This window comes from Thauera aminoaromatica, assembly GCF_000021765.1.
Taxonomy (GTDB): domain Bacteria; phylum Pseudomonadota; class Gammaproteobacteria; order Burkholderiales; family Rhodocyclaceae; genus Thauera; species Thauera aminoaromatica.
This window is the reverse complement of sequence record NC_011662.2, coordinates 3,219,787-3,243,747: the sequence shown is the minus strand read 5'-3', so window position 1 is coordinate 3,243,747 and position 23,961 is coordinate 3,219,787. Positions and strand designations below refer to the sequence as shown.

Here is a 23,961-nt window from a genome sequence, read left to right as displayed (position 1 = left end):
GGCGGGCGTTCAGGCGTGTCCCACGCCCGGCTTGTGCCAGCGCCAGTTGCGCAGGGTGACCGGGATGCCCTCGAGATCGATGCCGCCGGTGGGGCAGACCTCGGCGCAGGCGCCACAGCCGATGCAGGCCTCTTCGAGGACCACGTGGAGCTGCTTGGTCGCACCCAGGATGGCGTCGGTCGGGCAGGACTTGATGCAGCGCGAGCAGCCGATGCAGGCGTCGGTGCGCACGCGCGCCAGCAGCGGGCCGCGGTCGGGCAGGTTGCCCGGGTCGAAGGTGGCGCCGAGGATCTGCGCCAGCTTCTCGGCGACCGCACGCCCGCCCGGGGGGCACAGCGTGACGGGCGCGTCGCCCGCGGCCACCGCGGCGGCCGCCTGTGCGCAGCCGGCGAAGCCGCACTGGCCGCATTGCGAACCGGGCAGGGCCTCGGCGATGCGCTCCACCACCGGGTCGGTGGTCGCTCCCAGCCACTGCGAGGCGAGACCGAGCAGCCAGCCCAGGGCGAGGCCCAGGGCGGCGACCGCCACTACCGAGAGAATCATCGTCATCGTCGTGCTCCTTGCGCGTTCGTGGGGAGGTTTCAGCGCACCGGCAGGCCGGCGAAACCCATGAAGGCCAGCGACAGCAGGCCGGCGGTGATCAGCGCGATCGGCGCGCCGGCGAAGGCGGCGGGCACGTTCGCGAGCGCGATGCGCTCGCGCAGGCCGGCGAAGAGGAGGATCACCAGCGTGAAGCCGAGCGCCGAGCCGGCGCCATAGAGCATGCTTGCGACCAGGCCGTTGCCTTGCTGGGTGTTGAGCAGCGCCGTGCCGAGCACGGCGCAGTTGGTGGTGATCAGCGGCAGGTAGATGCCCAGGGTGTGGTGCAGCACCGGACTGGCCTTCTGGATCGCCATCTCGGTGAACTGCACCACCGCGGCGATCACCAGGATGTAGGTCAGGATGCGCAGGTGCAGCATGTCGAGCGGCTGCAGCAGGGCGTGCTCGACCACCCACGCCGCGCCCGAGGTGAGGGTGAGCACGAAGGTGGTGGCGAGCCCCATGCCGAGCGCGGTCTCGAGCTTGCCCGAGACCCCGAGGAAGGGGCACAGGCCGAGGAAGCGGACCAGGATCACGTTGTTCACCAGGGCCGTGCCGAGCAGTAGCAGCAGATATTCCTTCATGTCGGGATCAGGTTCCTGCAAGCGGTTCGAGTGGCATGCAAGTTCATCTTAATTGACGTTGACGTTAACGACAAGTAGAATTCGTTCCGCAGTGTCGCAATCCGTCCCGCACTCCGCCTTGTCCCGGTGCTCACGGATCGCTTCCCCCAGTCGCAGCACAGCCCTACCAAGCCGGAGGAGTCCGCCATGCCCAATGTCACCGCCGTCATGTCCACGCCCAACCCGCTGGCGAACAAGTTCATGCTCGATGCGCCGCTGTATACGGGCGCGCCGCGTCATTTCAGCGCTGGTGTCGCGGTCGTCGGCGACACCCTGGGCGAGAGCCTGCTGGCGGTGCCCGGCGTCGTCGACATCTATTGCACCGGTGGCTTCATCACCATCACCCGCGACCCGGGCACGCCCTGGTCGGCGATCGAGCCCGCGGTCACGGAGCTGATCGAGGGGCACAAGGCGCGCCGCGTCATCGGCATCGCCAACCCGGCAGGACCGGGTGGGGCGGCGGGCGCCGCGATCGGCGCCGGCGAGGCCGTGGCCGAGGAGCCGGTGGAGGTCGAGGCCGACGATGCCGAACTGCTGATGCGCATCAACCAGATCCTCGACGAGCACATCCGGCCCTTCCTCGACCAGGACGGCGGCGGCCTCGACGTGGTCAAGCTCAAGGAATTCACCCTGACGGTGCGCTACAAGGGCGCCTGCGGAGGTTGTCCGTCGTCCTCGACCGGGACGCTGTTCGCGATCAACAACCTGCTGCAGAACTATGTGGACGACCGCCTGCTCGTGGAGCCGATCTACTGAGCACCTGCTGCGCGACCGTCGCACAGCGGCTGCGCCGCTTCGGATGCGCGGGAGACGACCTCCGGGTAGTAGCACATGAAGCCGGTCGCGCAGTGTTCGTGCGCAGGCCGCAGGTTGCGCGCACGGGCCATCACCGCCGCGGGGGCTTCGCCGTTGTCGTGGGCGTCGAGGATCCGCCGGACCATGCGCACGCTGGCGAGCTTGCGCTCGGGCGGACCCTCGCGGCCGGCGATCTTGAGCGCGTGGATGCCGCCGCGCCCGAACGCCGGGATCGCGCACAGGCCGCAGGGGCCGAAGGGCAGGCCGTCGGCGGTGGTGGTGAAGCCGCAGGAGAAGCGGTACCACAGCCAGCGCCGATAGGCCTCGTCGTTCTCCTGCAGGCGGGCCGCGAGCGCGGCCGAGAGCGGCCGGCCGTCGCGGTGGCGGTGCGCGTAGGCGTAGCGGTCCAGGCAGATCGGCCCGCCGAGCGCGCCCGGGAGGTGCAGGGTGTTGCAGCTGCCTTCCTCGTAGACGCAGCCGTCGTTGAGCACGAAGGCCTCGATCTCCAGGTCGGGCACTGCGGCGGCGATCTCCGCGGCCTCGTCGAGGGTGATGTCGCGCGGCAGGATCAGCCGGCGCGCGCCGAGCTCGCGGTAGAGGCGGGCGCCGTCGGCATTGCGGCAGGTGGCCACCGAGCTGACGTGGATGCGCAGCTCCGGCTCGGCTTCGGCCAGCGCCAGGAGCAGGCCGGGGTCGCTCGCGATCACCGCATCGCCCCCCATGTCGACGTAGCGGTGCGCGATCGCGAGCGCGAACTCGATCTGTTCGACCGAATACTGCTGTGCGTTGAGCACCAGGGAGAGCTGTACGCCATTGCGGTGGGCGAGCGCCACCGCCTCGGCGAGCGCGGCCAGCGAGGGGAGGTTGCCTCCGGGACGGCGGTTGGCGCTGGCGCCACCGAAGCGCTCGGCCCACTCGCGCGGCGTCACCCCGCAATAGAGTTCGTCCGCCCCGGCGCGCGCCAGCGCGGCGATCTCGTCGAGTTGCCGGATGGGGGCGACGATCTTCATGCGCGTTTCCTCACAAGGTCTCGCCGGGCACGATCAGGCGCGCCACCCGGCCCGCCGCGACCGCGCTGGCGAGCGTGGCGAGGTTGGCGGCGGAGTGGCGGCAGAACACGGTGTTGCCCACGTGCAGGGTCTCCCAGGCGTCGTGTGTACCGTCGCGTGTGCGCTCGGTGCGGGCGGCGAGTCCGAGGCATTCGTGGTGGCAGAAGGGCCGCGCCGCGAACCGCTCCGGGCCCTCGCGCGCGAGACCTGCGGTGCGGCACATGCGTCCCTTGGCGACGAAGGCGAAGGGCAGGTGCACCCCGAGCGGCAGCGGCACGCCCGCGAAGCTGTCGGCGGACGCGAAGAGCGGCAGGTCGATCTCGACGCGTGCGATCCCCAGGCGGGCGAGCAGGCGCCGGGTCCAGGGCGAGGCGAAGCCGTGCGCGGCGGGCGGTGCGTACTGCGGGTTGCCGAGGCGCGGGTCCTTGAGCATGCGGCACAGGATGCGGCCGGCGACGGCCTGCAGCAGCGGATGGCGCTCGCGCAGGCGCAGCGCCACCCCCCAGTCGTTGACCACCACCTCCGCGCCCGGCGGCAGCAGGGCGAAGAGCGCATCGAGGGCGCGCAGGACCTCGGGCGAGGCCACCGGCGTGAGCAGGCAGACCTCCAGCCCGGCCACGGACGCCTCGGCGAGCGTGCGCGCGAGCTGCGCGGGCTCGGGCAGCAGGCGCTCGCAGAATTCGCTGCCGACGCGCAGCCGCGTCGGGCGCAGCGGTGCCAGCCAGGCCGCGAGCGCCTCGTCGTGCAGGGTGGCGGACCAGAATGCCGCGCGTGCGGGCGTGTCCGCACCCAGGTGCTCCAGTGCGCGCGGTCGCACCATCGCCACCGCGATCGCCACCCCGGTCGCCGGCAGCGCAGCCAGGGACGGAGGCGACGCCGTGCTCGCAGCAACGCTCGCGCTTGCCGGCGCGGACGGGCGGCGCAGGAAGCCGAGCGGTGCGGACATTCAGGCGGCGGGGAGGTTGATGTTGAAGAGCTGCGGGCGGGTGTATTCGAGCAGCCCCTCGAGGCCGAACTCGACGCCGAAGCCCGACATCTTGCAGCCGCCAAAGGGGCAGTGCGGCAATACCTCGGCATGGCCGTTGATCCACACCGTGCCGCACTCGAGGCGGTTCGCCAGCGCGCGCGCGGCCTCCAGGTCGCCCGACCACACCGAGCCGCCGAGACCGTTGGTGCTGGCGTTGGCGAGCCGCAGCGCCTCGTCCACGTCGCGGTAGCGGATCACCGGCAGCACCGGGCCGAACTGCTCCTCGTCGACCAGCCGGGTGCCGTCGGCGATGTCGGCGACGATGGTCGGCGGGTAGAAGTAGCCCTTGCCGGGCAGCGGCTCGCCGCCGCACAGGATGCGGGCGCCGGCGGCGCGTGCATCCTCGACGAGCTCGCATACGCGCTCGAACTGGTCGCGGTTCTGGATCGGCCCGAAGCTCGTGCCCTCGTCCAGGCCGCTGCCGAGCTTCTGCCGCGCGGCGATGGCGACCAGGTGCCGGCACATGTCCTCGTACTGGGACTCGTGCACATAGAGGCGCTTGAGCGCGGCGCAGGTCTGTCCCATGTTGAGGAAGGCGCTGCCGAACACCCCCTCGGCGATCGCGCCGATGTCGGTGCCCGGCAGCACGATGCCGGCGTCATTGCCGCCCAGTTCCAGTGTGAGCCGCTTCAGCGTGTCGGCGGCGTTGCGCATGATGTCCTGGCCGGTGCGCGTCGAGCCGGTGAACACGATCTTGTGGATGCCGGGGTGGCCCGAGATCCCGCGCCCGAGCGCTGCGCCGCCGGCCACCGCATTCACCAGCCCGGGCGGCGCCACCTCGTCGATCAGCTCGACCAGGCGCAGGGTGTTGAGCGGGGTCAGCTCCGAGGGCTTGATCACCACCGCGTTGCCGGCGCGCAGCGCGGGCATGATGTGCCACACCGCGATCATCAGCGGCCAGTTCCACGGCGTGATCGATCCCACCACGCCGAGCGGCCTGCGGTGCAGCTCGATGCGCTTGCCCGGGCGGTCCTCGATCACCTCGACCGGCAGCTCGAGCGCGGCGGTGGCGCGCGTCCATGCGACCGCGCCGCCGACCTCCATGTGCGCGAGCGCGAGCGGCTTGCCCTGCTCGCGGACGATGATCTCGGCGAGCTCGGGCGCGTTCTGTTCGATGCGCGCGGCGATCGCTTCGAGCAGGGCGCGGCGTTCCGCGCAGGAGCTGTGCTGCCACTGCTCGAACGCGCGCGCGGCCGCCGCCACCGCCTCGTCGAGCTGCGCGGGGGAGGCGTTCGGGCACTCGGCGAAGGCCTCGCCGAGCGCGGGGTCGATGACCGGCAGGGTGCCGCGGTCGCCGGCGACCTTGCGGCCGCCGATGACGAGGGAGGGCGTCTTGTTCATGGATCGGATCCTGGCAGGAGTTGGAAGGCGTGGTGACGGGCTCGCGGGTCGGCTGCCGCGGCCCTGCCTGCGTCGATGGGAAGACTAGCCCGGCGCTGTAAACCAGCTTTTCACGATTTGTGCGGAATTGTGCGCAGTTGTAGCGTGCGCGGCGCGAGGCGGGCGGCCTCAGCGCGCCGCGGCTTCGAGCGCAGCTTGCGCGTCCCGGGGGGCGAACGCGTGCAGCGCCGCGATGCTGTCCTCGAACAGCGTCCGCAGCGCGCCGGCCTGTGCGCGCAGGTCGGCCGGGAGGGGCGTCGCCTCGAGCTCCCGGCAACGCGTGGCGAAGGCGGCGAGGCCCAGGTTCGCGGCCATGCCGACGAGCCGGTGCAGGCGCTCGCGTTGGGTCGCGGGGTCGGCGCTCGCGGCGAACTCGGCGAGCCCGGCGCGGCCCTGGGTGGCGAGCATGTCCATCATCGGCCGCACGCGCTCGTCGCCGAGGCGGGCGAAATGGGTGGCGAGCAGGCGCGTGTCCATCAGGGCGCTCCCCGGTGCCGCGGCGGGCGGTACGGGGGGCTCGCGCAGGCTGCGGATCAGCTCGTCGAAGTCGAAGGGCTTGCCGACGACCGCGTCCACGCCGGCCGCGCGGTAACGCGCCACCTCGTCGGTGGTGATCGAAGCGGTGAGCGCGACGATGCGCGCGCGCGCCTTGCGCGCGTCGGGGTGGCGGCGGATGCGGCGTGCGACCTCCATGCCGTCGAGGTCGGGAAGGTGGATGTCGAGCAGGATCGTGTCGAAATCCTCGCGCTCGTGCAGCTCGAGCGCGCCGTAGCCGTCGGACGCGAAGCGCACGGTGTGGCCCTCGTCCTCGAGCAGCGTGCCGGCGATGCAGCGGTTCAGTTCCACGTCCTCGACCACCAGCACGTGCAGGCGCGCCTCGCCGATGGCAGCGTGCGGACGCGGCGATGCCCGTGGCGCCGGGGTTGCGAGGGGGTATTCCAGTTCGCAGGAGAAGGTGCTGCCCTCTCCCGGGCGGCTGCGCACGCCCAGGCTTCCACCCTGCAGGTCGACGAGGCGCCGACAGATCGCCAGCCCCAGGCCGGTGCCGCCGAAGCGGCGGGTGATCGAACCGTCGGCCTGGGTGAATTCGGTGAAGATGCGGCGCTGCGCCTCCTCGGCGATGCCGATGCCGCTGTCCTCGACCTCCAGGCCCAGGCGGCAGCGCCCCGCGCGCGCCGGCAGGCACCGCGCGCGCACCGCGACGAAGCCGCGCGCGGTGAACTTCACCGCGTTGCCGGCCAGGTTGAGCACGATCTGGTGCAGTGCGCGACGGTCGCCGAGCACCCCTCCGGGGAGCGCCGGATCGATCTCCAGGCGCAGCACTAGCCCTTTCTGTGCGCTCATCGTCGCCAGCATCGGACGCAGGGCGGCGAGCGCCTCGGCCGGCGAGAAGGGCGCGGACTCGAGCGTGAGCTGCCCGGCCTCGATCTTGCTGAAGTCGAGCACGTCGTCCAGGATCCCGAGCAGCGTGCTGCCCGAGGCCCGGATCGCGTCCACCCATTCGGCCTGGCCCGGCGCCAGCCCGGAGCGCGCGAGCAGCTGCGCCATGCCGAGGATGCCGTTCATCGGCGTGCGGATCTCGTGGCTCATCGCGGCGAGGAAGTCGCTCTTGGCGCGGCTGGCGGCCTCGGCGCGCTCGCGTGCGAGTTCGGCGCGCTCCTTGGCCTTGCGTTCGCCGATGTCGGTGAGCGAGCCCTCGTAGCAGCGCAGCCGCCCGCCGTCGTCGAGCACGCGGCGGGCCGAGATGGAGACCTCGACCTCGCTGCCGTCGCGCCGGCGCCAGCGCGTCTCGAAGCCGACCACCTTCTCCTCCATGTTGAGGCGGCCGAGGAAGCGGCGCTGGTCCTCGGCGCGGGCGAAGCACTGCGTGCTGACGTCGGTGATGCCGGTGAGGAACTCTGCCGCGCTGTCGTGGCCGAGGAGGCGGACCAGCGCGGGGTTGGCGGACAGGAAGCGCCCGTCGGGATCGACCCGGAAGATGCCCTCGATCGCGTTCTCGTACAGCGAGCGGTAGGCCTGCTCGGATTGCTGCAGGCCGAGGTAGAGCTTGGCGTTCTCGATCGAGATTGCCGCCTGCGCGGCGAGGATGCGCAGCGTCTTCAGGCGTTGCTGGTCGAAGATGTCGCGGCCGAGGCGGTGCTCGAGGTAGAGCAGGGCGGTGAGCTCGCCGTGGTAGAGGATGGGCATGCACAGCAAGGAGCGCGGCGCCTGGCTGCGGATGTAGGGGTCGTGCGCGAACATCTGCTGGCGCGGGGCGTCGCCCAGCACCAGCGCCTCGCCGGTGCGGGCGACGTAGTTGAGCACGCTGACCGGCACGCGGCTCGTCGCGGCTTCGAGGGCGAGGCTGCACATCAGCGTCGAGCCCTCTTCCAGCCCGGCGATCGCCTCGACGCGCAGATGCCGGTCGCGGCTCAAGGCGAGCGCGCCGCGCTGGGCGCCCGCGCTCGTCAGCGCGAGCTGCAGCAGGCGCTCGATCAGGCGCTCGAGCACGATCTCGTCCGAAATCGCTTGCGAGGCCTCGATGACCGAGGAGAGGTCGAAGGAATGGTTGGTCTCGTCGAGGCCGCCCTGCATTTCGCCCGCGCCCGCGAGCCCCGGCGGTCGGGGCCACAGGCCGTATTCCTCGAGCTGCTCGTGCAGATGGACGACGGGGGAGTGGGCGCCGAGGCGCTGGTAGCGTCGGCAGGCGTCGTCGAAGCAGCTGCGCGCCACCGCGCGTTCGCCGGCATCGAGGTGGAAGCGCGCGGCGAACTCGCAGGCGAGCGCGGCGTCGAGCCAGAAGCCGCCCTGCTCCGCGAGCGCGATGGCGCGATCGTAGGCCGCCGCTGCCCCGGGGCGGGCGCGCACGCGCAGGCGTTCGGCCTCGATCAGCGCCACGCGGTGGGCGTGGTTGGCGGGCGCATGCCTCGCCTGCATGCGCACGTGGCGCACCAGGCGTCGCAGCGTGTGCAGCGCGCGCCGGCGCGCCTTGCCCGGTGGCGGCAGGGTGCGCAGCAGCGCGAGCGCATGCAGGCTGCGGAACCAGGTCGCGGTATAGGTGCCGCCGACGTAGGGCAGGTGGGCTTCGCCCAGGGTGCATTCGGCGAGTGCGGCGGGATAGTCCGCATGCACCAGCGCGAGCAAGGCCTTGTAGAAGTGGTGCAGGCAGACCGCGGTGAGGTGGTTCCCGCGCCGATGCGCCTCGAGCATCGCCGCCTCGCGGTAATGCTCGCCGTCGAGCGCGGTGGGCGAGGCCGACGGCTCGCACAGCCGGGTGACCGCCTGAAGCGCCATGTAGCTGTATTGCAGGGACTGCTGCTGCCCGGTCTGTTCGAGCTGCACCAACTGCCCCCGCATGCGCCGGGCGAGGGCCTCGAGATCGTCGGCGAGCGGCACCGCGTACTGGATCGCGGCGGCGAGGCTGTACGCGGCGTACTCGAGATCGCCGCAGGCGAGCGCCTCGGCGTGTGCCTCGCGCAGGCCGTCGAGGGCGCACTGCAGCGGTTCGCGGTAGTGGCGCACGTAGCAGTTGAACAGCGACAAGGTGCGCTGGCGCCCCTGGCGCGAAGGGCGCGCCGCCTCCAGTGCGAGTGCCAGCGTGCCGGCGCGGTAGCCCTCGTCGATCGCGCCGAGCACGCCGCAGAGCACGCCGCCGAAGCCGGCGAGGGCCTGGGCGCTGGCGTCGGTGTGGCCGTGGCGCAGCGCGAGCTCGACCTGGCGCGCCATCACCAGCGGGCGCAGGGCGGAGCTGGAGAACTTGACGATGCCGAACATGCCTCCGAGCAGCGCCTGCGCGGCGAGCACGCGTGGCTCGGTCGCTGCGGGCATGTGCAGCAGTTCCTCCGGCGCGGTGTGGCGGATCAGCAGGCGGGTGCGCAGCAGTTCTGCCGCGATGCGCAGGCGGCCGGGCGCCGCGGGAAGATGTACGCCCAGACGCGCGAGGGTGTCGCGCGCGATCTCCAGCCCGGCGCCGAAGCGGTTGTGCGCGACGTGCGCCTGGATGCGGATCTGCTCGCAGCGTACGCGGTCGAGCGGAGCGTGCGCGTGCTCCTGGGCGGCATCGAGCAGGGCCTGCATGCGCTCGCCGTCGCCGCGGCTGTTGGCCGCATCCGCGGCGGCGAGGTGCAGGTCGAGGCACAGCCGGTGCTGCGTGCGCCAGGCGTCCGCGGGCAGCGCGTGGAGGCCGCTGTCGAGATAGTCGAGGGCCGACTCGAAGGCGGCGGATTCGCGCGCGCGCAGCCCGGCGCACAGGTTGAGGGTGGCGAGCGCGATGCGTTCGTCGGGGTCGTCGATGGCGCTGCGCGCGAGGTTGAGGTGGCCGGCGATCTCGAAGACCCGGCGGTCGAGCGCGCCCGTGTCGAGGTTCTGGCGCAGCAGGCGGCCGACGCGCAGATGGAGCTGCTCGCGCGCGTCGTCCGCGAGCAGCGAGTAGGCCGTCTGCTGCACGCGGTCGTGCGCGAAGCGATAGCGCGCGCGCCCGAGACGGTCGCGCTCGGGGCGGTCGCCGTCGTCGAGCGGCACCACGAGGCCCTCGCCGAGCGCCGGCACGAGGTCGTGCGCGAGCTGGCGCGCGCGCCCCTCGGCGACGATGGACAGGGTCTTGAGGTCGAAGGTGCCGCCGATGCAGGCCGCCAGCGGCAGCACCGCGCGCGTGCGTTCGGGCAGGCGGCGCAGGCGCTCGACCATGAGCTCGACCACGTCGGTGCTGAGCGCGCGCGCGCGGATCGCCGCTTCGTCCCATTCCCAGCGTTGGCCGTGGAAGCGGATCAGGCCTTCCTCGTGCACCGCGTCGAGGAGCTGGTTGAGGAAGAACGGATTGCCCTGCGTCTTCTCGTGGCAGGCTTCGGCCAGGCGCGCGCATTCGATCGGGCTGCAGCGCAAGGTGTCGGCGAGCAGCTGGCGGACCTGCGCGAGGTCGAGCGGCTGCAGGCGCAGTTCCACCGGCGGCAGCGCGCTCCTGCGCAGGTGCTCGATGAACCCGGCGAGCGCATGGCCCGGCCCGATCTCGTTGTGCCGGTAGCTGCCGACGAGCAGCAGGCGCGGCAGCCCGGCGTGGGTCGCGAGCGACTCGATGAGTCCGAGCGAGGCCGGGTCGGCCCATTGCAGGTCGTCGAGGAAAAGCGTGAGCGCCTGTCCGGGCTCGGTGAGCGCGTCGATCAGGCGCGAGAACAGATGCAGGCGGCCCTGCTCGTCGAAGCGGTGCTGGCCGGCCGGCGACGTGCCGGCGTCGGGCACGACGAGGCCGAGTTCGGGCAGCAGGCGCACCAGCGTGCCGAGGTAGCCGCCGAGCTGCTCGCGCAGACGGCTGCCGAGGGCCGCGAGGCGTTCGCCCGGCTCGGTGAGATGCTGACGGACGAGCTCGCGCAGCGCCTGCAGCAGCGCGGAGTGGGGTGGGTTGCGGCGGTACTGGTCGAACTTGCCGCTGGCGAAGTGGCCGTGGCGCTCGAGGACGGCACGGCGCAACTCGTGCACCAGGCTGGACTTGCCGACCCCGGTGTAGCCGCTGATCAGCACGATCGCGCGCCCCCCGGCGGCGCACGCCTCGACCCGACCCTCGAGTTCGGCGAGCTGGGCCGTGCGGCCGTAGAGCCGCCTGGGCACCTGGAAGCGCGCGGAGACGTCGCGGCTGGCGAGCACGAAGTCGTGCGCCGCCGGCTGTTCCCGCCGCTGCAGGCACTCGCGCAGGTCGTGCACGATGCCGTGCGCCGACTGGTAGCGCTCGGAGGCGTCCTTGGCGAGCAGCTTCAGGACCACGGCGGAGACCGCCTCGGGGAGCAGGCGGTTGATGTGGTGCGGCGGGCGCGGCTTGCGGGCGATGTGGCAATGCACCAGTTCGAGCCCTTCGCGACCCGCGAAGGGCGGCTGGCCGGTGAGCAGCTCGTACAGGGTGGCGCCGAAGCTGTAGTAGTCGGTGCGGTAGTCGATCTCGCGGTTGATCCGCCCGCTCTGCTCGGGGGCGAGGTAGGGCAGGCGATGTCCCGCCAGCTGCGGCGTGTTCCAGTCCGCCTGCTCGCGCAGGAAGCGCGTCGCCATGCCGAAATCGACCAGCAGGGGCGCGCCGGACGGGGTCACCAGGATGTGGTCCGGATTGATCTGCTTGTGGATGACGCGGGCCTCGTGCAGCCTGCCGAGCAGCTCGCACACCCGGATCATCAGCGCCAGCCAGTCGTGCCATTCGCGGCTGCCGGGCCGCATCGCCTGGCGCAGCGAATGCGCCTCGCGGTCGGCGAACACCAGCGCCGGGCCGCGCTCGAACTCGAGCTGCTCGAGCGCCTGCGGAATGCCTTCCAGCTCGAGCGTGCCGAGCAGCTCGAACTCGTGCTGCAGGCGTGCGGGCGCCCCGGGCGCGCAGCGTCCGCGATCGAGCTGCTTGACGATCACCGGCGCGTCGCGTCCCGGCAGCAGCACGCGGCTCACCGTGCTGCAGCGCCCCTGGTAGAGGCGCTTGAGCAGGCGGTATTGCAGCGGGGGCGCGTTCATCGCGGCGGCCGGCGCGGGTTCAGTCGAGCTCGCCGGCGAAGAGGTAGCCCGCGCCGTGCGCGGTCAGGATCAGGCGCGGGTCGGCGGGGTTGTCGTCGAGCTTGCGGCGCACGCGCCCGACCAGCACGTCGACCGTGCGGTCGTTGGGCGTCCACTCGCGGTCGTGGATCGCATCCATCAGCTGGTCGCGCGACAGCACCTGGCCGGCGTGGCTCAGCAAGGCCATCAGCAGCTTGAACTCGCCCTGGGGAAGGCGCTCGATGCGGCCGTCCGGGGAGACCAGCTGGCGCTTGTGCGGGTTCAGCGTCCAGCCTTCGAAGCGGAAGCAGCCTTGCTCGGCCTCGCGCGTCTCGCTGCCGGCGCATTGCGCCACCCGCCACAGCAGGTTGCGCGCGCGCACCAGCAGCTCGCGCGGGTTGAAGGGCTTGGTGACGTAGTCGTCGGCGCCGAGCTCGAGCCCGACGATGCGGTCGATCTCGTCGTCGCGCGCGGTCACCAGGATGATGCCGACGCGCGAGGCGGCGCGCAGCTCGCGGGTGAGCGTGAGCCCGTCCTTGCCGGGCAGGCGGATGTCGAGCAGCACGAGCGCGATGCGCTCCTGCTCGACGCGCTGCAGCAGGTCGTCGGCATTGTCGCTCGCGGAGACGCGATAGCCTTCCTTCTCGAAATAGCCGACGAGCAATGCGCGCGAGACGGGGTCGTCCTCGACCACCATGATGTGCGGCATCGCGGGTGTCTCCTTCGACATCGATCCTCCTTCGTTTGGGGTCGAACGTTCGCTTGTCGTGCGCGGATGATCCCCCGAATCCCCGTCACCGGCAATCCGTCGCGAGAGGGCGTGCGTGGGATGTTGCGCGGCGTTTACATTCGCGCACAACTCGGCACATCGGCCGCCAAGTTCGTTTACCGGACGGCCTTATCGTGTCCGTCATCGGAAGTCCGGCGGGCCGCCACGGCACCCGCCCGGGCCGCATGCGCAACGGAGCGAGGAGCGAAGGCCTTGGAAAAGGAAAGGAACATCACGTCGATGATCGCGGCGGGGCTGCTCGCCCTGGCGGCCGTGGTCGGCGCGCCGGAGCGGGCGCTGGCGGCGGACGGCGCGGCGCTGCTGGCCGCGAACTGCCTGTCCTGCCACAGCGCGCAGGGCGGCAGCATTTCCCGCGTCGAGGGCCAGCGCAAGACCCCTGAAGGCTGGCAGATGACGATCACCCGGATGCAGGAACAGCACGGCGCGAAGGTCTCGGCCGAGGACAAGCGCCGCCTGATCAAGTACCTGGCCGACACGCGCGGGCTGGCCCCGGCCGAGACGGCGGGCTGGCGCTATCTGCTCGAGCACGACAACAACCGCGTCGAGACCATCGACGGGCGCTACCGCGACATGTGCGCGCGCTGCCACTCCGGCGCCCGCTTCGCGCTGCAGCGGCGCAGCGAGGACGAGTGGAAGCTGCTGATGCACACGCACATCGGCCTCAACCCGACGCTCGAGTTCCACTCGCTGGCACGCGACCGGCAGTGGTTCCCGCTCGCGGTGAACGAGGTCGCCCCCGCGCTGGCGCGCGACTTCGCGCTCGATGCGCGCGCATGGAAGGCGTGGCAGGCCGCGCCGCGCACGGCGCTGGACGGCAGCTGGCGGATCGCCGGCTTCCTGCCCGGCAAGGGCGCGTTCGAGGGACGGATGCGCGCGAGCGCGGCCGGCGAGGACCGCTACGAACTGGCGATCGAGGGCCGCTACGCCGACGGGGCCCTGCTCTCGGGGCGTGGCGTGGCCACGGTGTACACCGGCTACGAGTGGCGGGGCAGCGTCGACATCGACGGCGTCGCGCTGCGCCAGGTGATGGCGGCCGATGCGCGCGGCGAGCGCATGCATGGGCGCCAGCACTTTGCCGATTCGCGCCGCATGGGCGGGGCGCTGAGCGCGCTGCGCGAGGGTGCCGCGCCGATGGTGATGGCGGTGATGCCCGCGCAGCTGCGCCGCGGCGAGACCGCCGAGCTGACCGTGGTCGGCAGCGGGCTGGCGGGGGCGGTGTCGCTCGGCAAGGGCGTGCGCGTGCTCGAGGTGGTCTCGCGCAGCCCCGACCGCGTGGTGGTGCGTGCGCGTGCCGAGGGCCGTGACGGGCTGAACGACGTGGCGGTGGGCAGCGCGCGCGGCAAGGGGCTGCTCGCAGTTTATGGGCGGGTGGCGCGCGTCGAGGTCGAGCCGGCCAACGCGATCGCGCGCGTGGGCGGGCCGGGCGATGCGCAGATGCAGAAGGTGGGCGTCGCCTACCGCGCCATCGGCTGGGCGGCGGGGCGCGACGGCAAGGCGGGTACCGCCGACGACCTGCGCCTCGGTTACCTGCCTGCACGCTGGTCGATCGAGGCCGCCGACGAGGAGGCCGAGAAGGCACACGATGCGGACTTCGTCGGCCATATCGGTGCCGACGGCGTGTTCGTCCCGGGCGATGCGGGACCGAACCCGGCGCGGCCGAAGTCGCTCGGCAACACCGGCCGGGTGAATGTGGTCGCCACGGTCGAGGCCGCGGGCGCGACGGTCGAGGGGCGCGGCAAGCTCGACGTCGCGGTGCCCGACTTCGTTCAGCGTGCGCTCGATTGAGCGCGGGGCGGATCCGATGACGACCCTGACCCTGATCCGGCCCAACCTGCACCGCGTCGACAGCGCGGGCCGGCAGCTGCTGTTCCATGTGCCGAGCAGCAGCCTGTTCGAGCTCGATGGCGCCGCGCGCGACGTGCTGGCGCTGTTCGACGAGCAGGCCACGCTCGAGACCGCGACCCTGGCCGATCGCCTCGGTGGCCGCCACGATGCGCTCGCCCTGCGCGAGACGGTGGACGAGCTGCGCCAGCTCCACGTGCTCGCCGAGCACGGCGAGGACGGCCCGATCGAGCCGCCGCCGGACCCGCCGACGCGCTTTCCCCTCGACACCCTGGTGCTCAACGTCAATACGGGCTGCAACCTGAGCTGCACCTATTGCTACAAGGAAGACCTCAGCGCGCCGGCCAAGGGCCTGCGCATGAGCCTGGAGACGGCGACGAAGGCGATCGAGATGATGCTCGTCGAGTCGCCCGGCAAGCCGAAATACACCCTCGTCTTCTTCGGCGGCGAGCCCCTGTCGAACATGGGCCTGATCCGCGCGGTGGTCGACTTCGCCGAGCGCCGCTTCGCCGAGGTCGGCGCGCGCGTGGATTTCACCCTCACCACCAACGCCACCCTGCTCACCGCCGAGATCATCGACTGGCTGGACGCCCACCGCGTGGGGGTCACCGTGTCGATGGACGGGCCGCCCGCGGTGCATGACCGCAACAGGCGCAGCTTCGGCGGCGAGGGTACCTACGACGTGGTGCGGCGCAAGGTCGACCTGCTGCTCGCGCGCTACCGTGCGCGCCCGGTCGGCTGCCGGGTCACGCTCACCCGCGGCATCACCGGGGTGGTGCCGATCTTCGAGCACCTGCACCACGAGGTCGGCTTCGCCGAGGTCGGCTTCGGCCCGGTGACCTCGGGCGACATCCAGGCCTTCAACCTCACCGCCGAGGAGCTCGCCGAGGTGTTCCACGGCCTCAAGGCGCTCGGTCGGCGCTATCTCGACGCGGCGCTGCGCAACCGCAGCCTCGGCTTCGGCAATCTGCACCAGCTCATGACCGACCTCCACGAGGGCAACAAGAAGCGGCTGCCCTGCGGCGCCGGGGTCGGGCTGCTCGCGGTCGATGGCAAGGGCGGGCTCAACCTTTGCCATCGCTTCACCGGCTCCGCGCTGCCCACCTTCGGCGACGTCGATGCCGGCATCGACCGCGCCCGCCTGGGCGCCTTCATCGGCCGCCGCCTGGACCGCAACGGCACCGGCTGCGCGACCTGCCGCATCCGCAACCTCTGTTCCGGCGGCTGCTACCACGAGAGCTACGCCAAGTACGGCGATGCCGCCGCGCCTTCCTATCACTACTGCGAACTGCTGCGCGACTGGATCGACTTCGGCATCGAGACCTACGCGCGCATCGTCACCGAGAACCCCGGCTTTTTCGCCGCACACGTTTCCCCGCGGAGGACCGCATGAAGCACCTGAAGTCGCTCAACAAGAAGGCGCAGCGCCTGGACGCCGCGGAGGGCAAGCCCGAGGCGATCGAGGAGGTCGTCGCCATGCAGACGGTGGTCGGCTGCACCGCGACCACCGACCCGGGCTGGGAGATCGACGCCTTCGGCGGCGCCGCCTCGCTGTGCCAGCCGATGGAGGCCGACCTCTACGGTTGCGCCGACTCGTGCTGGTGGCCGGCGCAGGTGCCCGACACCATGAGCCATTACCCGGACTGGGGCGACGGCAAGGCCGATGCGACCAGGGACTGGCGCAAGCTGGACGGCATCTTCGAGGACAAGATCTGAATGGGAGCGATCCTCATGAGCCTCATCCCCGACCTGCGTGCGCTGCGGGCAGCCGGCGCGATCGCCGCCGCGGCGCTCGCGACCGCGTGCGCGACCCCGGCGCAGAAATCCGCGACGAGCGACGCGGAGTACCTGCTCACCGTCACCCGGCCCGGCCTGCTCCACGTCATCGACATGAAGACCGACCGCATCGCGCGCAGCTGCGAGCTGCCCGGCAAGTTCGGCTCGGGCGCGCTGGTGCCGACGCGCGACGGCCGTCACGCCTTCGTGCTCGGCAACCTGTGGGAGGACGTGTACGGCTTCGAGCTCGAGACCTGCAAGCTGGTGTTCTCCGCCCGCCAGTCGGAAGGCGACGTCACCGTCAAGACGGTGCAGTCGCTCGCGGTGAGCGCGGACGGCAGCGAGCTGTACACCGTGCAGAACCCGGTGCGCCGCGGTGCCGACCGCTTCGAGGTGCTGCCGCCGCGCCTCGCGGTATATCGCATCGCCGACGGGCTGGACGCCAAGCCGGTGCGCAGCTTCCCGGTCAAGCGCCGCATCACCAAGATCGCCGCCACCGCCGGCGGCGAGGTGATCCTCGGCGGTGCCGACGTGGAGGCGATCGACGTGCGCAGCGGCGCGGTGCGCACCGTGTCGGCGCTGGCGAGCTGGGACCGCGGTCCGCGCTGGCTGACGCCGGACGCGTTCGCGATGCACTCGCAGGGCGAGCATCTGAACGAGTACGTGATGCCCTACGTGACCGCGAAGTTCGCCGACGACCGCCAGGACATGGCGAGCGCCGAATGGTGGTGGGGCATGAGCCGGGTGGACCTCGCGACCGGCAAGGCCGAGGCGCGCGAGATCTTCCCCTTCGAGTTCGTGATCTTCTCGCTTGTCGCCGATCCGCGCGATCGCAACATCCTCTACGGCGCCTTCAATACGCTCTCCAGGCACGACATCGAAAAGCGCGAGACGCTGAAGGTGGTGGAGCTCGACCACACCTACTACAGCCTGCAACTGTCGCGCGACGCCTCGCGTGTTTACGTCGGCGGGGCGGGCAGCACGATCAGCATCCACGACAGCGGCACGCTGGAGAAGATCGGCACGATCCAGCTCCCGGGCGACATGTCGACCGCCGACGTGCGCGTGGCCTGGCGGCGCCCGTAGTCGCGGTGCGTGTTTCCCTGGCGCCTGACGGGGGCCCGTACTATATGTTCAGCAGGAGCCGGCCGCTGCCGCGACCGGATTCGGCGAACGCCGCTTGCTGCGGCGAGTCGCGGCCACGTCAGGGAGGGATCCGCCATGACCCGAACGCCCAAGGTGTGCTTCGACCGGGTGCTGCCCCGGGACCTGATGCGCTTCCAGACCACCATGCCCGACCGGCCGGGCCAGGTGCGCGGACTATCGCCGATCGGCAAGACCTGGATCAACGGCTCCACCCTGCATGTGCGTTTCATGGGTGGAAGCGCGCAGCACAAGAAGAAGGTGCAGGAGCAGGCCGCGTGGTGGACGGCGCACGCCAACCTGCAGTTCGTGTTCGACGACGCCCCCGCGGCCGAGATCCGCATCACCTTCGACGAGAACGACGGAGCCTGGAGCTACATCGGCACCGACGCGAAGAGCATACCGGTCAACGAGCCGACGATGAACCTCGGCTTCCTCGACGGCGGTACGGCGGCGCACGAGTTCGGCCATGCGATCGGGCTCGCGCACGAGCACCAGAACCCCGCCGGCGGCATCCAGTGGAACGAGCAGGCGGTGATCCGCGCCATGGCGGGGCCGCCCAATCACTGGAGCGAGACCCAGACCCGGCACAACATCCTGCGCAAGTACGCCGCAAACCAGGTCAACGGCACCGACTTCGACCCCAAGTCGGTGATGCTGTACTTCTTCCCTGCGGAGTGGACCCTCAACGGCGTGGCGACCTCGCGCAACGAGGTGCTGTCGGAGCTCGACAAGCAGTTCATCGCCGGCGCGAAGATGTATCCGCGCGCCAAGCCCGGCGTAACGGGCGAGGTGACCGAGCTGAAGGTCAACGCACGCCGGCGCACCGCCGCCAGCATCGGCAAGTTCGGCGAGGAGGACGTGTTCCGCTTCCGCGTGACGCAGCCCGGGCGCTACGTGGTCGACACGCGCGGTCCGACCGACGTGTACATGAAACTCTTCGGCCCCGATTCACCGACCGCGCTGATCGCGGAGGACGACGACTCCGGCCTGGGCAGCAACGCGCGCATCGCGACGGATCTGGTCGAAGGCGAGTATTTCGTGCAGGTGCGTCACTGGAATCGCGCCAGCGGCGTCGGGGATTACACCGTGGCGGTGCGCACGGCGAACTGAGTCCGCATGCGCGGCCGGCCGTTTCAGCCGGCCGCGAGCAGCAGGCGGCCGAGCAGCTTGCGCAACTGCACGCGTTCGGCAGGATCGAGATCCTGGAGCACGCGTTCCTCGTGGGTCCGGACCTGCGGAATCAGGCGCTGCAGCAAGTGCCGGCCGGTAGCGGTGAGATGCAGGGCGTTGGCGCGCCGGTTGTCCGGTGCGCGCACGCGCTCGACCAGGCCGCGTGCCTCGAGCTTGTCGAGCACCGACACCACGCTGGAGCGGTCGAGCTGGATCGCGTCGGCGAGCTGGGTCTGCTTCATGCCCGGATTGGCATCGATCAACACCAGCACGCCGAACAGGGTGGGGGTGATCTCGGCTTCGTCCATGCTCGTGCAGAAGTCGCGGAAGATGCCGATTTGCGCGATGCGCAGGCGGTAGCCGATCAGCTCGGGGAGCATCCCGAAGCGGATGCCCTCCGGCGGGGTCTGCGCGCTCGTTTCGTCGTTGCCACGGCCCATCGGTCGCTCGACTCGGGGTTGAACAAGCGTGAAATTCTAACAGGCGGAGCGCGCGGCGCGGGCAAACCTGGCGGCCCGCGCCAGGACGAGGGCGCGCGGATCGCTTGCCGATGCGCGGCAGGCGTGGGGACGCGGCCCGCCGGCGCACCTCATCCCGCCCCGCCACCGTCTGTTCGCCCCACCGCCTGGTGAGCGCCGATGCCCACACCCGCTTGCTCGCCCTTGCCGCCCGCGGCACCCGATGCGGCCCCGGTATCGGCGGGCCTGCCCGGGCCTGTCCAGGTGGGCGACGTGAGCGATTTCGGCAGGGGGCTGCTTGCCTGGAATGCGACCTACGAGCAGCTCGCACCGGGCTGCTTCGAGGGCGGCGCGGAGGAGTTGTGGATCGACGACGGCCTCGAGGTCCTGTGGGAGACGGGCAACCGCTCGGTGTGGACCGCAGGCAGCAATCGGGCGGGCATGGTGTCGCTCGGCATTCCGGTGGCAGGCGGCGGCGCCGGCATGTATTGCGGCGTTCCGATCCAGGACGGGGCGGTGTCGTGGCTTCCGGGCGGCGGAGATTTCGAGATCTTCTCCCGCGAGCGCATGGATATCGTCTCGGCGACGGTGTCCGAATCCCTGCTGTGCGGATTTGCCGCCAGCGACTCGCCGCGGACCGCGGAGGCATCGCTGCAGCGCCCGTTTCTCCAGCAGCAGCCGAGGCGTGCCGGGATGTTGCGCCGCGCGCTGATCGAGATCGTCGTCGTGGCCCGCCGCCAGCCCGGCCTGCTGGAGATTCCGGCGAGCAGGGCGGCGATGCGCGACTGCGTCCTGTCGCTGATGCTCGATACGCTGGATCGGGCCTCGGAGCGCCCGACGGCGGACCTGCGTCCGAGCGTGAAGGCCTGGATCGTGCGCAAGGTGCGCGAGCTGGCGCTCGAGCGCCCGAGCGAGCCCCTCCAGATCGCCGACATCTGCCGCAGCCTCGCGGTGTCGCGGCGCTCGCTGCAGTACGCGTTCGAGGACCTCGTCGGGATGGGGGCGGTGGAGTTCCTGCGCAACGTGCGCCTGAACGCCGTGCGGCGCGAGCTCCGTGTTGCGACCGGCAGCCCCGATGAACCGATCGCCGCGATCGCGGCGCGCTGGGGCTTCTGGCACATGCCGCGGTTCGCGGCGTACTACCGGGCCCTGTTCGGAGAGCTGCCCTCGGAGACGCGTCGGCGAGAGGGTGGCAGCACGCCGCACGGTCCCGGTTGAGCGTTTGCTGCACTGCGTCGGCATTTCCATGCCGATTGCGGATACCGTCCCATGCATCGGTCTTCCTAATCTCCACATCACGACTCGGCCAGCTGGTGCGAGCGCAACACGCCGCGGACGCTCATTCCAGAGCATGGACAGCGGCGACGGAGGAGATCGGAGATCATGGAATACAAGACCTCTGCGGCGTCGGCCGCGGGCGCCGACGACAGTGCGCGGCGACGGTTCCTGAAGCTGGCATCGACGGCTGCGGCCGCTTCGGTGTTGCCGGTGGGCGTCGGCGCGGCGGCGCCCGCGCAGCCCGGCTACGACGTGGTGGTGGTGGGCGGCGGCTTCGCCGGCGTCACCGCCGCGCGCGAACTCGCCCACCGTGGCGCGAGGGTGCTGCTGCTCGAGGCGCGCAATCGTCTCGGCGGGCGCACCTTCCATGCGAACTTCGGCGAGCGCAAGGTGGAACTGGGCGGCACCTGGATCCACTACACCCAGCCCCACGTGTGGGCCGAGGTGATGCGCTACGGCATGGAGATCGCCGAGACGCCGGGCGTCGCCCATCCCGACCGCGTGCTGTGGATGTCCGAGGGCAAGGTGCTGGAGATCCCGGTGATGGAGAACTGGGCGCTGCTCGAGGACGCGCTCAAGCGCTTCCATGCCGAGGCGGGCGAGGTCTTCGAACGACCGTTCATGGCGGGCCTGTCGGCCGCCGGGCGCAAGCTCGATCACCTGTCGATCGCCGACCGCATGGCGGCAATCGAGATGAGTCCGGCGCAGCGCGACCTCATGAACGCGATGATGGCCACCAACTGTCACGGCCCGATCGCGAGCGGCGCCTACACCGAGATGCTGCGCTGGTGGTCGCTGGTCGATGGCGATGCGGCGCGGCTGCTCTACAGCTGCGCGCGCTACAAGCTCAAGGACGGGACCTCGACGCTGATCGAGCGCATGGCCGAGGACGGCGGCTTCGACGTGCGCCTGTCGACCGCGGTGGTGGAGCTGAGTCAGGACGCCGCAGGCGTGAGCCTGGTGACGGAGGCGGACGAACGCATCTCCGCCCGCTTCGCGGTCGTCGCGGTGCCGGTGAACACGACCGGCCAGATCGAGTTCTCGCCGCCGCTGCTGCCCGGCAAGACCGCGATGGCGAAGGAGCACCACGCGGGCAAGGGGCACAAGCTCTATCTGAAGGTGAAGGGCCGGCTGGAGACGCTGATCTTCTTCGCGCCCGAGACCGAGCTGTTCACGATGGTGTTCACCGACCAGCCGGGCGAGGACGGCGGCGTGCTGGTCGCCTTCGGTCCGCCAGTCGACGGCAGGGTCGATCTCAACGACCCGAAGGCGGTCGAGCCCTTCGTGCGCCGCTTCCTGCCCCACCTTGCGGTCGAACAGGTGCTCGGCTACGACTGGGGGCTGGATCCGTATTCGCGCGGCACCTGGTGCACGCTGCGTCCGGGGCAGTTCGGCAAGCACCTGGAGGACCTGCGTGCCCGCGAAGGCCGGGTGTTCTTCGCCGGGGCGGACATCGCCACCGGCTGGCGCGGCTTCATCGACGGTGCGATCGAGTCCGGCCTGCAGGTCGGACAGGCGGTCGCGGCCGAGCTGCGCGGTCGCGCGTGATGGGAGCCGGCATCATGAGCAGATCCGTCCCGCTGCGCGCCGTGGTCGCGATCCTCGGCGTGCTCGCCGTGCCGGCACCGGCGCTTGCCGCCGACATCGGCGAGTCCGGCTTCGTCCAGTGCGCCGCCTGCCATCCCGCCGCTGCAGGGCAGCCCCACGGCGTGGGGCCCAACCTGCACGGTCGCTTCGGACGGGCGATCGCGGGCACCCCGGGTTTCGTCTTTTCCCGCGCACTCCGGAAGCGCGAGGGGGTGTGGACGGAGGCGGAGCTGGACCGCTGGCTCGCCGATCCGCAGGCCTACGCGCCCGGGACCAAGATGGCCTATGCGGGCCTGAAGGACCCGGCCCAGCGCCGGGCGGTGATCGAGTACCTGAAGACGCTGCGCTGAGGAAGGCGGGCCGGTGGGGCAGGGCCGTGGTGGCCTCCGCTACAACTGCGCACAAATCGGCACATTTCGCGGAAATGCGGTTTACACCGCGTCGCTATGCTCGACACACCATAGGCCTGCAAGGCTGGCGGGAAGGCGGGCCCGGTCGGCCGCTGCGCAGCGGTGGCGTCCTCGGTGACCGCCTGCCGCTGCCGACAAAATCAGAAACGTGGAGGAGACACTCATGAGGTTCTGCAAGCTGACTGCGCTCGCCGGCGCCCTGCTGGCCAGCCACGCCGCCCTGGCCGCCGACGCGGCGAGCCTGGGCACCACGCTGACCCCGCTCGGCGGCGAACGCGCGGGCAACGCCGACGGCAGCATCCCGGCCTGGACGGAAGGCTCGGCGCTCGAGCCGGGCTGGAGCTACGGCAAGCCGCGCGCCGACTACTTCAAGCACAAGGGCGACAAGCCGCTGTTTACGATCGATGCCGCCAACGTCGACAAATACGCCGGCAAGCTCACCGAGGGCCAGGTCGCGGTGATCAAGGGCTTCAAGAACTACAAGCTCGAGGTCTATCCGAGCCGCCGCTACTGCTCCGCGCCCGACTTCGTGCAGGCCAACACCAAGGCCAACGTGGGCATGGCGAAGATCGGCGCCGACGGCTGGAGCCTGGCCGAGGCCACCGTGCCCGGCATTCCCTTCCCGCTGCCGCAGAGCGGCATCGAGGTGCTGTGGAACGCCAAGATGAAGTACGCCGGCGTCGCCCTCGACATGAAGGCGCTGTGGGTGATGCTGTCGCCGCGCAGCGGCGGCAGCGACTGGATCGAGGCCGGGTCCACGCAGACCTATTACTACCCCTGGGGCAAGAAAGGCTCGAACAAGCTCAGCGAGCTGCCGCCGGTCGAGTACCACACCTACTTCAACTACACCTCGCCCACCGCACTGGCCGGCCAGGCGCTGGTGATCACCTCGTACCTGAACAAGACCAGCGACACCTTCTACTACTTCCCCGGCCAGCGCCGCGTGCGCCGCATGCCGAGCTACTCCTACGACGCCCCCCAGGTCGGCTTCGAGAACCAGTACACGCTCGATGAGCCGCGCGTCTTCAACGGCACGCCCGACCGCTTCGACTGGAAGCTGGTGGGCAAGAAGGAAATGTTCATCGGCTACGGCAGCTTCGGCATGTACGACCCCGCTGCCGACCGCCGCAAGGTGGTGACGCCCGACGGCGTGGATCCGAAGGCGACGCGCTACGAGCTGCACCGCGTCTGGGTGGTCGAGGCCACCGCCAAGGACGGTGTGCGCCACGTCGCGCCCAAGCGCCGCTTCTACTTCGACGAGGACTCCTGGGCGCTGATGGGCGCGGAGGACTACGACGCCCAGGGCAAGCTGTGGAAGGTCCGCGAGAGCTTCCTGATTCCGGTCGCCGAAACGGGCGCCTGCGACAACCCGGCCTTCGTGCAGTACGACCTCGTCTCCGGCCGTGTGCTCTTCGACCAGGCGGGCATGGGTGCCGGCAAGGACATGGTCTGGGCGGTCGAGGCCGACGATCCGAAGTACAAGGACGCCTTCTACACCCCGGACAACCTGCGCGCGATCAGCGACCGCTGAGCCCGCTCCCTCCTCTTTCTTCCCGACCATCACCCGGGCGCGT

Annotated in this window: 18 protein-coding genes; 10 read left to right on the top strand and 8 right to left on the bottom strand. The window is 71.0% G+C overall.

Translation table 11 applies throughout. From position 1 onward, the window contains the following. Positions 1–9: 9 nt before the first annotated feature. Both TMZ1T_RS14270 and rsxA read right to left on the bottom strand, forming a co-directional pair. On the bottom strand, positions 10–549 hold the full coding sequence (locus TMZ1T_RS14270; protein ID WP_004303179.1) for an RnfABCDGE type electron transport complex subunit B: 540 nt from the start codon (positions 547–549) through the stop codon (positions 10–12). Between the two features lie 32 nt (positions 550–581). Then, complete coding sequence (rsxA, locus tag TMZ1T_RS14265; protein ID WP_004303181.1) at positions 582–1,163, bottom strand: electron transport complex subunit RsxA; 582 nt, start codon at positions 1,161–1,163, stop codon at positions 582–584. 186 nt (positions 1,164–1,349) lie between these two features. Between rsxA and TMZ1T_RS14260 the strand changes: the two genes are divergently transcribed. Beyond that, the gene (locus TMZ1T_RS14260) at positions 1,350–1,958 is read left to right on the top strand and encodes a NifU family protein (protein ID WP_004303183.1); all 609 of its coding nucleotides are present in this window, start codon (positions 1,350–1,352) and stop codon (positions 1,956–1,958) included. Here TMZ1T_RS14260 and TMZ1T_RS14255 read toward each other — a convergent pair. From TMZ1T_RS14255 to torR, 5 genes are all read right to left on the bottom strand, one after another. After that, positions 1,952–3,007 carry a U32 family peptidase gene (locus TMZ1T_RS14255; RefSeq protein WP_004303184.1) on the bottom strand — a complete coding sequence of 352 codons (1,056 nt, stop codon included), beginning with the start codon at positions 3,005–3,007 and terminating at the stop codon, positions 1,952–1,954. The genes TMZ1T_RS14260 and TMZ1T_RS14255 overlap by 7 nt on opposite strands. Positions 3,008–3,017: 10 nt before the next feature. After that, the gene (locus tag TMZ1T_RS14250) at positions 3,018–3,992 is read right to left on the bottom strand and encodes a hypothetical protein (RefSeq protein WP_012585772.1); all 975 of its coding nucleotides are present in this window, start codon (positions 3,990–3,992) and stop codon (positions 3,018–3,020) included. Next, complete coding sequence (locus TMZ1T_RS14245) at positions 3,993–5,414, bottom strand: aldehyde dehydrogenase family protein (RefSeq protein WP_004303188.1); 1,422 nt, start codon at positions 5,412–5,414, stop codon at positions 3,993–3,995. It abuts the gene before it with no gap. Between the two features lie 168 nt (positions 5,415–5,582). Next, positions 5,583–11,912 (bottom strand): AAA family ATPase, encoded by a 6,330-nt coding sequence (locus TMZ1T_RS14240; protein WP_012585771.1) that lies wholly within the window; start codon positions 11,910–11,912, stop codon positions 5,583–5,585. Positions 11,913–11,931: 19 nt separating this feature from the next. Further along, positions 11,932–12,660 (bottom strand): two-component system response regulator TorR, encoded by a 729-nt coding sequence (gene torR, locus TMZ1T_RS14235; protein ID WP_004303192.1) that lies wholly within the window; start codon positions 12,658–12,660, stop codon positions 11,932–11,934. A 252-nt stretch (positions 12,661–12,912) separates the two neighbouring features. Here torR and peaA point away from each other — a divergent pair, with 252 nt between their 5' ends. The 5 genes from peaA to TMZ1T_RS14210 all read left to right on the top strand — a co-directional run bounded on the left by peaA (position 12,913) and on the right by TMZ1T_RS14210 (position 18,594). Then, positions 12,913–14,505: a quinohemoprotein amine dehydrogenase subunit alpha gene (gene peaA, locus TMZ1T_RS14230; protein ID WP_012585770.1), complete on the top strand. Its 1,593-nt coding sequence runs from the start codon at positions 12,913–12,915 to the stop codon at positions 14,503–14,505. 16 nt (positions 14,506–14,521) lie between these two features. Next, a complete protein-coding gene (gene peaB / locus TMZ1T_RS14225; RefSeq protein WP_004303196.1) occupies positions 14,522–15,955 on the top strand; it encodes a quinohemoprotein amine dehydrogenase maturation protein in 1,434 nt (477 codons plus the stop codon). Beyond that, positions 15,952–16,278 carry a quinohemoprotein amine dehydrogenase subunit gamma gene (gene qhpC / locus TMZ1T_RS14220; RefSeq protein WP_004303198.1) on the top strand — a complete coding sequence of 109 codons (327 nt, stop codon included), beginning with the start codon at positions 15,952–15,954 and terminating at the stop codon, positions 16,276–16,278. The genes peaB and qhpC overlap by 4 nt, the downstream gene beginning before the upstream one ends. 15 nt (positions 16,279–16,293) lie before the next feature. Beyond that, on the top strand, positions 16,294–17,424 hold the full coding sequence (gene peaD, locus TMZ1T_RS14215; RefSeq protein WP_012585769.1) for a quinohemoprotein amine dehydrogenase subunit beta: 1,131 nt from the start codon (positions 16,294–16,296) through the stop codon (positions 17,422–17,424). Positions 17,425–17,559: 135 nt separating this feature from the next. Next, positions 17,560–18,594 (top strand): M12 family metallopeptidase, encoded by a 1,035-nt coding sequence (locus TMZ1T_RS14210; protein WP_004303202.1) that lies wholly within the window; start codon positions 17,560–17,562, stop codon positions 18,592–18,594. 23 nt (positions 18,595–18,617) lie between these two features. Here TMZ1T_RS14210 and TMZ1T_RS14205 read toward each other — a convergent pair whose 3' ends face one another. Further along, positions 18,618–19,094, bottom strand: a complete 477-nt coding sequence (locus tag TMZ1T_RS14205; RefSeq protein WP_004303204.1) for a MarR family winged helix-turn-helix transcriptional regulator — start codon at positions 19,092–19,094, stop codon at positions 18,618–18,620. Positions 19,095–19,292: 198 nt separating this feature from the next. Between TMZ1T_RS14205 and TMZ1T_RS14200 the strand changes: the two genes are divergently transcribed. The 4 genes from TMZ1T_RS14200 to TMZ1T_RS14185 all read left to right on the top strand — a co-directional run bounded on the left by TMZ1T_RS14200 (position 19,293) and on the right by TMZ1T_RS14185 (position 23,918). Continuing rightward, positions 19,293–20,330, top strand: a complete 1,038-nt coding sequence (locus tag TMZ1T_RS14200) for a helix-turn-helix domain-containing protein (protein WP_012585768.1) — start codon at positions 19,293–19,295, stop codon at positions 20,328–20,330. A 165-nt stretch (positions 20,331–20,495) separates the two neighbouring features. Further along, the gene (locus TMZ1T_RS14195) at positions 20,496–21,938 is read left to right on the top strand and encodes a flavin monoamine oxidase family protein (protein ID WP_012585767.1); all 1,443 of its coding nucleotides are present in this window, start codon (positions 20,496–20,498) and stop codon (positions 21,936–21,938) included. 14 nt (positions 21,939–21,952) lie between these two features. Next, the gene (locus tag TMZ1T_RS14190; protein WP_012585766.1) at positions 21,953–22,327 is read left to right on the top strand and encodes a c-type cytochrome; all 375 of its coding nucleotides are present in this window, start codon (positions 21,953–21,955) and stop codon (positions 22,325–22,327) included. A 223-nt stretch (positions 22,328–22,550) separates the two neighbouring features. Beyond that, positions 22,551–23,918, top strand: a complete 1,368-nt coding sequence (locus TMZ1T_RS14185; protein WP_004303212.1) for a DUF1329 domain-containing protein — start codon at positions 22,551–22,553, stop codon at positions 23,916–23,918. The last annotated feature ends 43 nt before the right edge of the window (positions 23,919–23,961 follow it).